Origin of the sequence: Parasegetibacter sp. NRK P23 (assembly GCF_023721715.1) — a bacterium.
Taxonomy (GTDB): domain Bacteria; phylum Bacteroidota; class Bacteroidia; order Chitinophagales; family Chitinophagaceae; genus Parasegetibacter.
Window position 1 is genome coordinate 3,124,387 of the sequence record NZ_JAMDLG010000001.1, and the last position, 14,257, is coordinate 3,138,643.

The 14,257-nt window shown below is 50.2% G+C and carries 13 protein-coding genes; 4 read left to right on the top strand and 9 right to left on the bottom strand.

Features of this window, described 5'->3' with window-relative positions:
- Positions 1 to 80: 80 nt before the first annotated feature.
- Positions 81 to 656, top strand: a complete 576-nt coding sequence (locus M4J38_RS12620) for an RNA polymerase sigma-70 factor (protein WP_251759965.1) — start codon at positions 81 to 83, stop codon at positions 654 to 656.
- A gap of 16 nt (positions 657 to 672) precedes the next feature.
- On the opposite strand, the gene M4J38_RS12625 is transcribed toward M4J38_RS12620, so the two are convergent.
- Genes M4J38_RS12625 through M4J38_RS12650 form a run of 6 tightly spaced genes read right to left on the bottom strand, consistent with a single transcriptional unit; the run spans position 673 to position 5,567 of the window.
- Positions 673 to 1,296, bottom strand: a complete 624-nt coding sequence (locus M4J38_RS12625) for an NTP transferase domain-containing protein (protein ID WP_251759966.1) — start codon at positions 1,294 to 1,296, stop codon at positions 673 to 675.
- Entirely contained in the window at positions 1,283 to 2,410 is a 1,128-nt protein-coding gene (locus tag M4J38_RS12630) for an XdhC family protein (RefSeq protein WP_251759967.1), read from the bottom strand. The genes M4J38_RS12625 and M4J38_RS12630 overlap by 14 nt, the downstream gene beginning before the upstream one ends.
- Before the next feature lie 46 nt (positions 2,411 to 2,456).
- Complete coding sequence (locus M4J38_RS12635; RefSeq protein ID WP_251759968.1) at positions 2,457 to 3,620, bottom strand: zinc-dependent alcohol dehydrogenase; 1,164 nt, start codon at positions 3,618 to 3,620, stop codon at positions 2,457 to 2,459.
- Positions 3,598 to 4,362, bottom strand: a complete 765-nt coding sequence (locus M4J38_RS12640) for a DUF72 domain-containing protein (RefSeq protein WP_251759969.1) — start codon at positions 4,360 to 4,362, stop codon at positions 3,598 to 3,600. Before M4J38_RS12640 ends, M4J38_RS12635 begins: the two co-directional genes overlap by 23 nt.
- 3 nt (positions 4,363 to 4,365) lie before the next feature.
- Positions 4,366 to 5,319 carry an SDR family oxidoreductase gene (locus tag M4J38_RS12645; RefSeq protein WP_251759970.1) on the bottom strand — a complete coding sequence of 318 codons (954 nt, stop codon included), beginning with the start codon at positions 5,317 to 5,319 and terminating at the stop codon, positions 4,366 to 4,368.
- 11 nt (positions 5,320 to 5,330) lie between these two features.
- Entirely contained in the window at positions 5,331 to 5,567 is a 237-nt protein-coding gene (locus M4J38_RS12650) for a hypothetical protein (RefSeq protein WP_251759971.1), read from the bottom strand.
- Positions 5,568 to 5,691: 124 nt separating this feature from the next.
- Here M4J38_RS12650 and M4J38_RS12655 point away from each other — a divergent pair, with 124 nt between their 5' ends.
- Positions 5,692 to 5,889: a hypothetical protein gene (locus tag M4J38_RS12655; RefSeq protein WP_251759972.1), complete on the top strand. Its 198-nt coding sequence runs from the start codon at positions 5,692 to 5,694 to the stop codon at positions 5,887 to 5,889.
- On the opposite strand, the gene M4J38_RS12660 is transcribed toward M4J38_RS12655, so the two are convergent.
- The 3 genes from M4J38_RS12660 to M4J38_RS12670 all read right to left on the bottom strand — a co-directional run bounded on the left by M4J38_RS12660 (position 5,870) and on the right by M4J38_RS12670 (position 11,378).
- Positions 5,870 to 7,387 (bottom strand): FAD-dependent oxidoreductase, encoded by a 1,518-nt coding sequence (locus M4J38_RS12660; protein ID WP_251759973.1) that lies wholly within the window; start codon positions 7,385 to 7,387, stop codon positions 5,870 to 5,872. The genes M4J38_RS12655 and M4J38_RS12660 overlap by 20 nt on opposite strands.
- Before the next feature lie 66 nt (positions 7,388 to 7,453).
- Positions 7,454 to 9,583, bottom strand: coding sequence for a glycogen debranching protein GlgX (gene glgX, locus M4J38_RS12665; protein WP_251759974.1), 2,130 nt, complete (start codon positions 9,581 to 9,583; stop codon positions 7,454 to 7,456).
- 1 nt (position 9,584) lies between these two features.
- The gene (locus M4J38_RS12670) at positions 9,585 to 11,378 is read right to left on the bottom strand and encodes an alpha-glucosidase (RefSeq protein WP_251759975.1); all 1,794 of its coding nucleotides are present in this window, start codon (positions 11,376 to 11,378) and stop codon (positions 9,585 to 9,587) included.
- A gap of 105 nt (positions 11,379 to 11,483) precedes the next feature.
- Between M4J38_RS12670 and M4J38_RS12675 the strand changes: the two genes are divergently transcribed.
- Both M4J38_RS12675 and M4J38_RS12680 read left to right on the top strand, forming a co-directional pair.
- Positions 11,484 to 12,035 carry a DUF892 family protein gene (locus M4J38_RS12675; RefSeq protein WP_251759976.1) on the top strand — a complete coding sequence of 184 codons (552 nt, stop codon included), beginning with the start codon at positions 11,484 to 11,486 and terminating at the stop codon, positions 12,033 to 12,035.
- 22 nt (positions 12,036 to 12,057) lie between these two features.
- Positions 12,058 to 14,238 carry a catalase gene (locus tag M4J38_RS12680; RefSeq protein ID WP_251759977.1) on the top strand — a complete coding sequence of 727 codons (2,181 nt, stop codon included), beginning with the start codon at positions 12,058 to 12,060 and terminating at the stop codon, positions 14,236 to 14,238.
- Positions 14,239 to 14,257: the final 19 nt, after the last annotated feature.

Here is a 14,257-nt window from a genome sequence, read left to right on the forward strand (position 1 = left end):
CCCATTGCCTTCCCATGTTTTTTTTCAACCCGACCTGTAAAATGAAATATGTCTATATTTACCGCCCGATTGTGATTATTATGGATAGATTATCTGTGGAAGATATATCGCAACTCCAGCAAAAGGTAGCCGAACAAAGAGATGAACGCTCCTACCGGAAACTGTTCATCCATTTTCACCGGCAGCTAACGGGGTTTGCGAGAGATTTTGTAAGATCAGAAGAAACGGCAGAAGAAATTGTGTCCGATGTAATGCTGAAAATATGGACCATGCGCATAGAATTGCTGCGCGTGGAAAACCTGAAGCTATATCTGTACCGTGCCGTGCGGAATACGGCGCTCAACCATATTGACCGCAATAAAACCATTGAAACCCTGGATTTCGATACGATAGAAATCAATTTACAAACCGGAATTTATGGCTCTCCCGAAGACCAGCTCCTGGACCAGGAGTTCCGGGAAAAAGTAATGCACGCCATCAGTTTGTTACCCCCGAAATGCCAGATGGTCTATAAACTGGTGCGGGAAGACGGCTTCTCCTACCGCGAAGTAGGCGAGATTCTGGGAATTTCAACAAAAACCGTAGACCGGCACCTGAACAATGCCCTACACAAACTGATCGCTTCAGTAGAACCCTATTTGCGACCCCGCTCCTGAGTGTGTAACCAGTTTCTTATTTTAAGAGTCTGAGGTAATCCTCCTGTGTATCTATATCAATCGCACCTTGCGGAAAATCCAGCAGTGCTGCTTTCTCGCCTTCCGCCTTAATGAGTTTCTTCGCGCCTTCCGCTCCTTTCAACTCCATCAGTGCTGAAAAAGTAGTCTTGTGAAATAAGGCGGGAACACCCACAACGCTTCCGTACTTACAGGCAACGATGGGCGCCCTGGTGTTTTCCATCAGTACAAAAAGCTCGTCGATAACTGCACTGCTCAGAAAAGGTTGATCGCCCACCAGGAAAACTACCGCTTCAAGACCGGGGAGCAACTCCAGCACTTTTTTCAACCCGGATTGTATTGAAGAAGCCATTCCCTCCTGCCAGTTTTCGTTCACTACATAAGGATTGATTCCCGCACCTGATTGTTGAAGAATAGCTTCCGCATTCGCCCCGAGTACCGTTACCACCAACGAAACTTCCGCTGCTCTCGCGGTATCAACCACATGTTGCAAAAGCGTTTTTCCTTTGTATGGCAACAACTGTTTAGGACTACCCATACGCATGGACGCGCCTGCCGCAAGCACAATAATGGCGCGTTTTTCAACTGGTACACGTAACGTTTTCAACTTATCTGTTGTCATGGATCGGCGCCTGCCTGTTTTTAAGGAACGCACCATTCCGGTTTTCAAAAACAGCTTTGATCTCCGCTATTATAGACAGTGCGATCTCTTCCGGCAACTCCGCACCGATATCAAGTCCGGCGGGACCGTGAACGATTTTTCTGAAGTCCTCCTGTAGTTGGGCACCATGTTCTTCCAGTTCACCCCATATCCTTTCCAGGCGCTTTTTTGGACCAAGGCAACCGATATACGCCGGGGCATGTGCGCTGAGCGCCTTTAAGCAATCGCGGTCGTAATTGAAATTATGCGTCATCAGCACCAACGCGGTATTGCAGTCCACGGTTAACTTCGCGACCACCTCATCCGGTTTACCAACGATAATCCTGTTTACTTTGGGGAATCTTTTTAAACTGGCGTGGCTGCTCCGGCCATCGGCCACTGTTACATCCCAACCAATTACCGCGGCCATTTCCACCAGCGGCAGGGCATCGTTTCCGGCTCCGATCACTATCAGGGAAACAGGCGGCTTCACCCATTGGATCAGCGCGGTAAGCCTCTTTGCTTCCATGTCTATTTTTGCAGAACGTCTTTGTTCGAAAGCCATCGAAATACCTTCGCGCAATTCAGCCAGTACCCCTTCCTCTATCCTGTGGTTGCTGTACACAGCTGCATTGGCAAAGAACATACATGTTCCAGCCTCCTGGTATTGGGGATCGTTCAGCTTGAATAAGGTAACAAGCACCTTATCCATCTCACCCGCTTCAATACATTTCTTCAGTAAAAGAACGGGATTCATTTCATCGGCAGGATGAACTGGTTCGAAAAGAATATGCACCACACCATTACAACCCAATTGCACCCCGAATTCAAGGTCATCATCCAGGGTAGTATCGTAAGTAATTAATCTTTTTTCATTCAGCGCGATCACATGCATGGCGCGACGCAAGGCATCTCCTTCCAGACATCCGCCGCTGATGGCGCCGGTAATCATGCCATCTTCCTCCACCAGCATTCTTGCGCCGGGCCTGCGGTACGAGGAACCCTCTACATGCACTACAGTAGCCAGTACCACTTTTCTGTTGGCAGCGCAGGCAGCTTCGTAAGCGGACACAATATTCCTGATCTCTTTACTCATGGTTGGACAGTTCCAACAAATCTAGGAGATTCAGGATAAAAACCTGCTACATCCACGGATTCAGCACCACTTTCACACAATTGTCCTCTTTCTTATTGAAGATATCGTACATATCAGGCGCGCTGTTCAGCGCCACTTTGTGCGTGATGATATCATCGAGCACCACCTTCCCGGTTACAACAAGCTGCATCAGCTCATCAATGTATTTGTGCACCCATGCCTGTCCGCCCATTACTTTAATGCCCTTATCGAAAATCTGATGGAGTGGGAATTTGTTGTATGGCGTGCCGTAAACCCCTACCACCGTTACTGTTCCACCCCTTCTTACCGCATCGAAGCATGCTTCAAGTACCTTCATGGACCCCTTCTCGCCCTGGATCACATTAGCGGCTTTTTCCAGCCAGTTCCGGTCGGCTTCCATACCCACGGCATCCACACATACATCAGCCCCGTAGCCGCCGGTCCATTCGCGGATCACTTCAACGGGATCATTTTCCGCAGCATTGATCGTTTCCACGGAAGCGGAACGGCGGGCCATTTCAAGGCGGTAAGGTAGAATGTCCACGCCAATCACCCGACCGGCACCTTTCAGCCAGGCCGCTTTCTGAGCCATAATCCCGACAGGACCGCAGCCGAACACGACCACTGTTTCTCCTCCTTTTAATTCCGCCCAGTCGATAGCGGACCAACCCGTAGGGAAAATATCCGTCAGGAAAAGCACCTGGTCGTCGGTCATTCCGGCGGGCACGATCCTGGGCCCGTTGTTGGCGTAAGGCACACGCACGTATTCCGCCTGGCCGCCACTGTAACCGCCATACAGGTCGGTGTAGCCGAAAAGTCCACCTCCTTTTCCATCCAGCAGTCCTCCCTGCGGACCGTAATGTTCCGGGTTGGAATGTTCACAATGCACGGGCATATCCATCCGGCAGAAGAAGCAGGAACCACATGCCACAGGAAAGGGCACCACCACCCTGTCGCCCACTTTCAGCTTCAGTACATCCAGACCCGCTTCCACCACTTCTCCCATGAACTCGTGCCCCAGTACCATGGGCTTCGGCTGCGGGAACATGCCGTTGTATATGTGCAGATCGGAACCACAGATGGCTGTGGAAGTTACTTTCAGAATCACATCGCGGCTATCTTCAATTACCGGATCGGGCTGTTGCTCAACCCTTACATCTTTCGGACTATGGAACACCAATGCTTTCATATGATTTTATTTTTTGTGAAACAATCTTTTTGATCGTAAGCGCATTCTGAGGCGCGAAGCCGGAATCATCATTATCGAAATAGAGGTACACGTCTTTTCCTTCTTCCATCCACAGCAGTACTTTCGTAGCCCATGTTTCCAGGGTTTCGTCCGGATAACTACCCTGGTATTTTGCGCCCGGGCCGTGCAACCTGATGTACACAAAATCAGCCGTTACTTCCTCAGGCGAAAGATGACCTGCCAGTTCGTATATACAGAATCCTGCATTGTGGGTCCGCAACACCGCATACACTTCCTCGTTGTACCAGGAAGAATTCCTGAATTCAAAAACATACCTTAATCCCTGCGGAAGCAATAAAAAGAAAGCGCGCAACCTTTCAACATTCACCTGCCAGCCAGGCGGAAGCTGGAACAGTACCGGGCCCAGCTTATCACCCAGGTGCGAGAACACATCCAGAAACCTGTGCACGCTCGCCTGGTCAACATCCAGCTTCTTCAGGTGCGTTAAGAACCGGCCCGCTTTCATAGCAAACAGAAATGCTTCCGGACTTTTCTCCTGCCATGCGGTAAGCGTGGACGCTTCAGGAAGCCGGCAGAAGGAATTGTTGATCTCTACCGTATCAAAGTACCGGGTATAAAAAGTGAACTGCTCTTTCTGTTTTACATCAGCAGGATAGAAGGTGTTTTTCCAGTGTTTATAATGCCATCCGGAAGTGCCGGCGAAGAAGCGTCCCGTTTCCATTCTTTAAAACGGTTTTATTTCTCCGGGCGAATCATCATAAGGCGCCTGGTTGCCGATGGAACTATCACCACTCAACGCATTCGTTTTTTCCCGGATGGCCGCTCTTTCTTTACGCGATGCCTCATGCGCACTTTCGTCCCTTCCATCGGCTTCCCTGCTGGGTTCCATTTTTTTCCGCATGTTCTCCGCACTCATTTTCGCGCCAACAAAATCTGCCATCCATACATGGTACTTCGTTTTCGCGCCGGATATGATCTTGTTCTCCCCTTTCATGAGTGCCTGGTAGCCATCCAGCGCCACTTCTTCGGGGGAAGAAAGTTTTTCTTCTTTATAAATAACAGTATCCTCCTGCTCCGCTTTGTGAAAGAAATCCGTATCTGTTGCACCGGGCAGCAATACGGTAACGGTCACATTCTTATCTTTCATTTCATTGGCGAGCGCCGCGCTGAAAGAGAGCACGAACGCCTTGGTTGCCGCATATACCGAAAGCAGGGGCACAGGAGTGGTTCCCGCTTCGGAACCCAATTGCAATATTTTTCCCCTGCCCATGGCCACCATATCGCGGAGGTAAAGTTTAGTAAGCGAAACGAGGGACGAAATGTTCAACTGAATAATATCGAGGTCCCTTTGCAATTCCGTTTCAACGAATGGGCCCCATTGTCCCTGACCGGCATCATTTACCAGTACACTTACTTCTATGCCCATGCGCTTCGTGAAATCGTATATTTCCCGGGCTGCCGAAGGCAGGAACAAATCTTTGGACAATGGCGTTACTTCCACGCTATACCGGGTTTTCAGCTCATCGGCTACTTCCTGTAACCTTTCAGCGTTACGCGCCACGAGAATAAGATGGAACCCGTCGGCCGCGAACAACTTAGCCAGTTCGTATCCTATTCCGCTGGTGGCGCCCGTAAGCAGCACATAATCGTTCCTGTTTGTTGTGTTCATTTTTTCCATAAAATATTTTTTTATGATTGATCTGATTTCGTTTCATCCTGGTTCCCTTCACGTTGCGCTTTAATGCCTTTCCACACGGCCTGTGCAATTTCAGCCCCTTCCGCCGTGCTGATTCTTTCATCGAACTGTGCAGTTCCATCCACATCAAACTCCATCCATCTGGGAATAAAATCCTGCAGCAACTCATAATTCGCATCCGGTTCTACCCGGTACCGGGTGATGTCTCCATCCTGTTCGATGCGTAACACAAAGCGGTACGGCTTATCACGAAGAAAAATATGAAGATCCCTTGTAGTCATACTTCACCCCTGCAATACATATACCCGTGCAGGAAGGAACACAGTTTGCTGGAATAGGGTCAAACATATCGTCATGCAAAAAGAAAAAACAACACCGGGAGGTCAGCAGGAAAAAGAGCAACATCAGAACTTTCAAGGCGTGGATCAGAATCCTGCAAAAGAAAAAGAGCAAGGAGAGCAGGCGGGCAAAGAAGCGCTGACCGGCAAAAAAACAGATGCCGATCTTTCAGAAGAGAAAGACCGGCCAGCAACTAATCAGCCAGGCGAATAGTTTTTAGCGGTGCCGTTGAGGGACCGTTGAGTAAGTCGCCGTTGGGTGCATATCTTGCGCCGTGGCAGGGACAGTCCCAGCTTTTTTCCGTACCGTTCCATTGCACATCGCAATGCATGTGGCTGCAGGAAGGCAGCACTGCGTGCAGCATCCCCTGCTCGTCTTTGTACAGACCGAGTTTCTCACCTTCGTATTGTACCAGTCTTCCTTCACCCGGCGCCATCTCTGCCACCACATCAATACTTTGCACGGGAATCAGCTTCTTCAGCAGCTCCTTCACGGCACCTGTATTGTGTTTTACGAATTCAGTAAACCCTGCAACCGGTTTTATGCGGGAGGGATCAAAAAGTTTAACGGCGGCATGTTCTTTCCCCAGCAATATATCGCGCAACACCAACGCCGCCACACTGCTGTATATCATCCCATTCCCGCCGAAGCCGGTGGCTACCAGCGTACGTTCTTTCCCGGGCAGAAATCCTATATAGGGTAGTCCATCCACGGATTCATAATATTGTGAGGACCATTTATACATTACTTCACGAACCGGGAAATACTTCCTGATATGTGCCTCCAATGCCAGGAAACAGGCTTCTGTATTCGCTTCCTTCCCGGTTTTGTGGTCCTTTCCACCAACGATCAGGTATGATCTTCCATCAATCACCTGTGTACGGTAATAATGGTAGGGATCATACATATCATACGTGAGGTGGTCGGGATACAGTTCATCTTCCAGCGTTACCGCCATGGCATAACTCCTGTACGGCACCAACCTCGTATGCAGGAAATTGATACCCGGCGGCGTATGTGTGGCGTAGATCAGGTGATTACAGAAATAATCTCCTCCGGTGGTACGCACCTGCACTTTTTCATTTTCCTCCACTTCAAGAACGCGGGACATTTCCACGATCACCCCACCCGCTTCTTCAAACGCATTCGCCAGCGCATGCACATAACGTATAGGATGAAACCTTGCCTGTCCGTCGGCGCGCATCGCTTTCAAAAATGGGACGGGCACAGGAATGCTTTCAGCCTCCATCAATTCTATTCCGGCCTTTTCAGATGCCTCCATAATTTCATCCAGTTCTTTCAGTTGCGCTTCTTCGCTGGCGAATAAAAAAGCATCCTGCAGTTTGAAACCGCAGTCTGCGTTATAAGTATATACGTTCTTCTCTATGAAAAGCAAAGCTTCCGCTACACAGGAACGCACCAGCGCCGCGTTTTCCTCGCCAAAATTCTTCGACAACGTGCTGTATGGCACATCCAGCAAAGTATTGATGTGTGCGGTAGTGCCTGAAGTGGTGCCAAAACAAACTGTTTCACTCTCCAGTATCACGCAACTGAAACCGGCTTCCTGCAAGATCAGCGCGGTAGTGATCCCGGTAATACCACCACCTGCGATGGCGATATCAAACTCCTTTTTACCCGTTTTATTTTTTACGATATATGGATCGGCAGTTCCCTGCCATACGCTTGGATTTGCCCCGTCTCTTTTCAGCATAGCTTATTTTTCGTTATAGTTTACTAAAACCATACCCCTGGAAATTTTGAATGATGGATAATACTATCAAACCGGGTCGCACGAAAACACGATTACACTTCGTGGTGGCAACACGATATCGCTGCCTGCTTTTATAATCTCAGTTGAATTTTCATGAAGAGGTGATGTACGGAGTTCTTCCTTCCAATCTTTCCCGAATTTTTCATCAGGCATACGAAACGCCTGTTCTTCCGCCCCGGCATGGAAACAGAGCAGGAAGTTCTTATCTGTCACTTTATTGCCTTCCTCGTCGGGGAGGTCGATGCCGTTGCCGTCGAGGAACACCATCAGGCTTTGCGCCTGTTCTTCGCGCCAGTAATCATCCTGCATGGATTCCCCTGTGGGCTGGAACCAGGCGATATCATCGGTTTTGTCCGCATCAAACTCCCATCCTTTGAACCAGCCTCTCCGGCTGAACACGGGGTGGTTTTTACGCAACTGTATCAGTTTCTTTACAAATGAATGCAGGTCGGCATCCATGTTACCCCATTTCAGCCACGACAGTTCATTATCCTGGCAATAAGCGTTGTTGTTGCCAAACTGGGTGTTTCCAAACTCATCGCCGGAGAGCAACATGGGCACGCCCTGGGAAAGCAGCAGCGTGGCGAGGAAGTTCCGCTGTTGCTGCCGCCTTAAACTATTCACCGTTTCATCTTCCGTGTCGCCTTCAGCGCCACAGTTCCAGGACCGGTTTTCATCACTGCCATCCGTATTATTGTCTTTATTGGCTTCGTTGTGCTTTTCGTTGTAGGAAACCAGGTCCTTTAAGGTAAAGCCGTCATGTGCGGTCACGAGGTTAATGCTTGCGGTGGGGCAACGGTAATCGTTCCGGTAGATATCTGCGCTACCGGTAAAGCGGGTGCCGAATTCAGCGATATTCCTTGGTTCGCCGCGCCAGAAATCGCGCATGCAATCGCGGTACTTGTCGTTCCATTCCGCCCATCCCGAAGGGAATTGCCCCACCATGTAACCATCTTCCCCCAGGTCCCAGGGTTCCGCGATCAGCTTTACATTTCCGATCACGGGATCCTGGTAAATGATGTCGAAGAAACCGCTCAGCGCGTTCACATCTTTTAATTCACGGGCAAGTGTAGCCGCCAGGTCGAAACGGAATCCATCCACATGCATTTCCCTTACCCAGTAGCGCAGACTGTCCATAATGAGCCGGAGCACGTGTGGCTGATAAGCATTAAGGGTATTGCCGGTACCTGTGTAATCCACATTATACCTTTTATCGTCATCCAGCCGGTAATAAGCGCTGTTGTCGATGCCTCTGAAACAAAGCGTCGGCCCCATGTGATTGCCTTCTCCCGTGTGGTTGAACACGACATCCAGGATCACTTCTATGCCTTCTTTGTGCAGTGCTTTCACCATTTCCTTGAACTCAGTAACCTGTTCCCCTTTCAGCCCGGAGGAGGCATAAGCAGCTTCGGGTGAGAAAAAACCGATGGTATTGTATCCCCAGTAATTTGTGAGTCCCTTCTCCACAAGATGCCTGTCGGCAACAAATTGCGGCACGGGCAGCAGCTCCACAGCCGTAACACCCAGTTCTTTGAGATAGCTTACCGCGGCGGGGGTGGCAATGGCGGCAAAACTACCGCGGATATTTTCGGGTATCTCCGGATGCAGTTGGGAGAATCCTTTTACATGCATTTCATAGATGACCGTTTTGTGGTAAGGTGTTGCCGGAGGCTTGTCGTCTTCCCAATCAAATCCATCATCTACCACCACAGATTTGGGCACATAGGGTGCGCTGTTGTGTGTACTGAAGCTAAGATCCTCCTGATCATGGCCCATCTCATAACCGAACAGGTGATCGTGCCATTCGATGTTCCCCGCGATGGCCTTCGCGTAAGGATCCATGAGCAATTTATTCGGATTGAAGCGGTGGCCCTGTGCCGGATCATAAGGACCATGTATGCGGAAGCCGTAGCATTGACCCGGCTTTAACCCTTTTACGAATCCGTGCCAGGTATGGTCGGTGCGTTCCTGCAACTGAATGACCATCTCTTCTGCCGCGGGCAATTCGTTGCTGAACAAACACAGTTCAACTTTTTCCCCGTGCTCACAGAAGATCGCGAAGTTGACGCCATCGGGAAAAACGGTGGCCCCCAACGGGTGGGGCTGCCCCGGTAATAGTTTGTATTTATCTTCCATATTATTGGCTTTTGCAATCAAGAATAAGAGCCTGGTAAGGCAGGAGGGTTAATGTAGTTTCATTCATCTGAAATACATTGACGTTATTGAGCAATACTTCTTTGAGCGTGAACCAGTGGGGCAATTGAAAGGGAACCACCTGGGGAGAAAAGTTCAACACCACCAGCACACCTTCTTTCTTCATGCGGCGCGTGTACACATATAGTTGCTGGTGAAAAGGTTCTTCCAACTGGTATTCTCCGTACACCAGCACCAGTCTTTCTTTGCGGAGCTGCACCATTTTCCTGAAGAAATTCAACACGGAATCCGGATCCTCAACTTGTGCCTTCGCATTCACATATACATGATCGGGATTTACTTTAATCCAGGGTTCTCCGTTAGTGAAGCCGGCATGTTTTTCTCCCGACCATTGAAATGGCGTTCGTGCATTGTCTCTCGCACCAAACTGCTGGTCGCGCAGAAAAGCCTCCAAATCTTCTCCCTGGTGTTCCAGGTATTGGTACATGCTCAGCGTTTCCACGTCACGGTAGTCGTTGATATTTTCAAACCTGATGTTCGCCATCCCCAACTCATCACCATTGTAGAAGATGGGGGTGGCACGCATCGTCAGCAGGAAAGTGATCAGCATTTTGGCGGAAACGTTCCTGAAACCCGGCGCTTCGTTTCCCCACCTGGAAACCATGCGGGGCTGATCGTGGTTGCCGAGGTACACCGTTCCCCAGCCCTGCCTGCTGAAGACTTTGTCCCAACGGGAATAGATTTCTTTAAATTTCAGCAGGTCGTATCCATCGGGATCAGGCCTTTTAAAGCCAGACTTTGCATAACCGAGTTGCATGCCTTCAAAATGGTACAACATCTGCAATTCCTTCCTTTCTTCCTTAACAAAGTCCGGCGCTTCTTCATGAGAGATGCCGGGCGCTTCGGCAATGGTGGTTACGTCATAAAACTGGAGCACCTTATCGTGCAGTTCCCTTAGGTATTCGTGGAGCTGCGGCCCCTGGGAAAGATAGTAGGACCAGTCTTCCCGGTATTTTTCCCTGATATCCTTATCGGAGATAACGGGCCAGGAAGTATCTTTCGACAAATAAGTTACGGCATCCAGGCGCAGTCCATCAACCCCTTTATCGAACCAGAACCGGACGTTGTCCAGCATTTCGTTGCGCACCGGTTCGTGTTCCCAGTTCAGGTCGGGCATCTTCGCGGAGAAATAATGCAGGTACCAGGATCGGGTGGCTTTGTTGTAGGTCCAGGCATCGCCTTTCGGATCAAAAAAACTGTATCGTTTAGGCGGCTTTCCATTTTCTTCCGGCCACCAATGGTAATACTGGTAATAAGGACTTTTCCTGGACCGCTTCGCTTTTTTGAACCATTGATGCTCATCGCTGGTATGGTTCAGCACAAAATCCATGATTAAACGGATGTTTTTTTTGTGCAGTGCCTTTAGCAGCGCCTCGAAATCTTTCATGGTGCCGTACTCTTTCATGATGGCCCTGAAATCGCGTATATCATATCCATTGTCGTTATTGGGAGAAGCCAGTACCGGGTTGATCCAGACCATATCTACGCCCAGTGCGGCAATATAATCCACGGCCGCAAGCATTCCTTTCAGATCGCCGATGCCGTCTCCGTTACTGTCTTTAAAACTTCTTACATACACCTGGTACACGATCCCTTCTTTCCACCAGGCGCGCTTTCCACTGAATATCCCGTTCATAGCATCATTCGTTAACAATAAGGAAATAGGAATATTGGTGCCACTATCCGGCGTGCAACCCGCTTCCCTTCCTGTAAACATCCCGCCACACATTGTAGAAATGTGCAGGTAACCACCCACGTAAGCGCCAATAAATCAAGCAAATGCGGGGGCATATTTTTTTGATGGCCTGTATGTAAAACGATTATGCCGACTGCAAAAAAAGCAACAAAATCAAGCCGCCAGCATGGCGCGGTGGCGGAAATGGGATTATCATCGACCAGCGTGCTGGAATTGTTCCTGCAGGAACTGGAAGCCATGTACTGGACGGAGAACCAACTCCTGCTAAGCATTCCCGTGTTGGAAAGAGCCAGTGGTGCGCCCCGCCTGAAAGCCGCCCTGGCCGAACACCTCGAGATCACGAAGGAGCATGTGGGGCGCCTGGAAATGATCTTTGAAATGATGGAAGAAAAAATCTGCGCCGTGAAGTGCAACGCCATGGAAGGCCTGGACATGGATGCGGAGAATATCCTTCAGAACACGATGCCGGAATCGCCGGAACGAGACATGGGCATCATCCTCGCCGCTCAGAAAGTAGAACAACACGAAGCCGCCGGTTACAAGGGACTGATCAAACTAGCTAACCTTTTGAACCGGGAAGATGTGGTCACCATCCTGCAACAAACCTTACAGGAGGAAATGATGGCCAACGATCTGCTGGACAGCATTTCCCTGGAAGAATACCCCACCGCTATTTAACCCAAACCATAAATTATATACTATGCCTTCAAAAAAGAAGACTGCCGGAAGCGACAACAATAAAACAACCGACCTGAATAAAAACACCCTTGATAGTACCGGGGAATTCATGCGCACCAACCACGGCACCAAAATAAACGACGACCAGAACAGCCTGAAAGCGGGAAGTCGTGGCCCCACCCTCATGGAAGATTTCATCTTCCGCGAGAAGATGACTCACTTCGACCATGAACGCATTCCGGAACGCATCGTTCACGCCCGCGGTTCCGGCGCGCACGGCGTTTTCCGCGTTTACGACTCCACTATGGAGCAATATACCAGGGCCCGTTTTTTATCCGATCCATCCATTGAAACACCTGTATTTGTCCGCTTCTCCACCGTTGCCGGTTCCCGCGGCTCCACCGATCTGGCCAGGGATGTACGCGGTTTCGCCACCAAATTTTATACGGAGGAAGGCAACTTTGACCTGGTGGGCAACAATATGCCGGTCTTTTTCATCCAGGATGCGATCAAGTTTCCCGACCTCGTGCACGCCGTTAAACCTGAGCCCGACAACGAAATGCCGCAGGCCGCTTCCGCCCACGATACTTTCTGGGATTTCATTTCACTGATGCCCGAATCGGCCCACATGATCATGTGGCTGATGAGCGACCGCGCCATCCCAAGAAGTTACCGCATGATGGAAGGGTTCGGCGTGCATACGTTCAGGTTAGTGAACGCCAACAAAGAAGCCACCTTCGTGAAGTTCCACTGGAAACCTATATTGGGCGTACATGCGGTAGCCTGGGATGAGGCCCAGAAAATTTCCGGCAAAGATCCCGACTTCCACCGCCGCGACCTCTGGGAAGCCATCGAAGCGGGACAGTTCCCCGAATACGAACTCGGCGTGCAACTGGTAGCCGAATCAGACGAACACAGTTTCGACTTCGACCTGCTCGATCCCACCAAGATCATTCCCGAAGAACTTGTTCCCGTTCAAAAGATCGGCCGGCTCACACTGAACAGAAACCCGGATAATTTTTTCGCCGAAACAGAACAGATCGCCTTCCATGTGGGACATGTGGTACCCGGCATCGATTTCACCAACGATCCGCTGCTGCAAGGCCGGCTCTTTTCCTATACCGATACACAGCTCATCCGGCTGGGTGGACCTAATTTCCAGGAAATCCCCATCAACCGGCCCGTTATGCCAGTGCACAACAACCAGCGGGATGGCTATATGCGGCAAACCATCAACAAAGGAAAAAGCAGTTACCATCCCAATTCCACCGGAGGCGGATGTCCCTTCCAGGCGAAGTTCAGCGAAGGTGGCTATACCAGCTACATGGAAAAAGTGGATGCCCACAAAATCAGGGAGCGCAGTGAAAGTTTCTTCGACCACTTCAGCCAGGCTACGCTATTTTACAACAGCCAGTCTGAGCCGGAGAAAAACCATATCGTGGATGCTTTCCGCTTCGAACTGGGCAAAGTAACCAACCCGGAGATCAGGCAACGTATGCTGGGCATCATCCGCAATATAGACAAGAACCTGGCGACACAGGTAGCCTACGGATTAGGACTTGATGTACCGGTGATACCTTTGGAAGCTATGAACCACAGCGTTCCTGCCGATGGTGATCCCGCCGACTATCAACCTACACTTACGGAAAGCAAACTGGCATCCTCCAGGTTCCTCAGTATGCAAAACACCATCAAAGACTCCATCGCCACAAGGAAGATTGCTATTCTCGCGGCTGACGGCGTAGAAGAATTTTCCGTAGCACAAATGAAAGAACTGCTGGAAGCCGCAGGTGCAGTGGTTGAAGTGGTGGCCCCAAGGCTGGGCCATATCAAAGCCTGGAACGAACAGGAGATTATGGTGGATAAAAGTCTGCTTACTGCCAGTTCCGTTTTTTACGACGCGGTTTATGTGCCCGCTGGCACCAACTCCATAGCGGCGCTCGCCGCGGAGGGTGATGCGGTGCATTTCCTGAATGAAGCGTACAGGCATTGTAAAGCGATCGCCTGCGATGAAGACGGCATTGAGCTTTTAAGGCATACCTATTTCGCGCATGTGCTGCCGGCCGGAGATGCGAAAAACGCGGTAGCCGATCCGGGGGTGATCATCGGGAATAAGCTGGCGGATCTGGCGAAGCGGTTTATCGGGGCAGTGGCGATGCATCGGTTTTGGGAGCGGGAGAAGCCGAGGAAGGTACCGGCGTAGTTTTCAGGCGAAGAGAAAA

Bases quoted from the DNA above. Each gene is read 5' to 3' on its own strand.
- M4J38_RS12620 (WP_251759965.1), top strand. From the start codon at position 81: ATGGATAGATTATCTGTGGAAGATATATCGCAACTCCAGCAAAAGGTA.
- M4J38_RS12625 (WP_251759966.1), bottom strand. From the start codon at position 1,296: ATGACAACAGATAAGTTGAAAACGTTACGTGTACCAGTTGAAAAACGC.
- M4J38_RS12630 (WP_251759967.1), bottom strand. From the start codon at position 2,410: ATGAGTAAAGAGATCAGGAATATTGTGTCCGCTTACGAAGCTGCCTGC.
- M4J38_RS12635 (WP_251759968.1), bottom strand. From the start codon at position 3,620: ATGAAAGCATTGGTGTTCCATAGTCCGAAAGATGTAAGGGTTGAGCAA.
- M4J38_RS12640 (WP_251759969.1), bottom strand. From the start codon at position 4,362: ATGGAAACGGGACGCTTCTTCGCCGGCACTTCCGGATGGCATTATAAA.
- M4J38_RS12645 (WP_251759970.1), bottom strand. From the start codon at position 5,319: ATGGAAAAAATGAACACAACAAACAGGAACGATTATGTGCTGCTTACG.
- M4J38_RS12655 (WP_251759972.1), top strand. From the start codon at position 5,692: ATGCAAAAAGAAAAAACAACACCGGGAGGTCAGCAGGAAAAAGAGCAA.
- M4J38_RS12660 (WP_251759973.1), bottom strand. From the start codon at position 7,387: ATGCTGAAAAGAGACGGGGCAAATCCAAGCGTATGGCAGGGAACTGCC.
- glgX (WP_251759974.1), bottom strand. From the start codon at position 9,583: ATGGAAGATAAATACAAACTATTACCGGGGCAGCCCCACCCGTTGGGG.
- M4J38_RS12670 (WP_251759975.1), bottom strand. From the start codon at position 11,378: ATGTTTACAGGAAGGGAAGCGGGTTGCACGCCGGATAGTGGCACCAAT.
- M4J38_RS12675 (WP_251759976.1), top strand. From the start codon at position 11,484: ATGCCGACTGCAAAAAAAGCAACAAAATCAAGCCGCCAGCATGGCGCG.
- M4J38_RS12680 (WP_251759977.1), top strand. From the start codon at position 12,058: ATGCCTTCAAAAAAGAAGACTGCCGGAAGCGACAACAATAAAACAACC.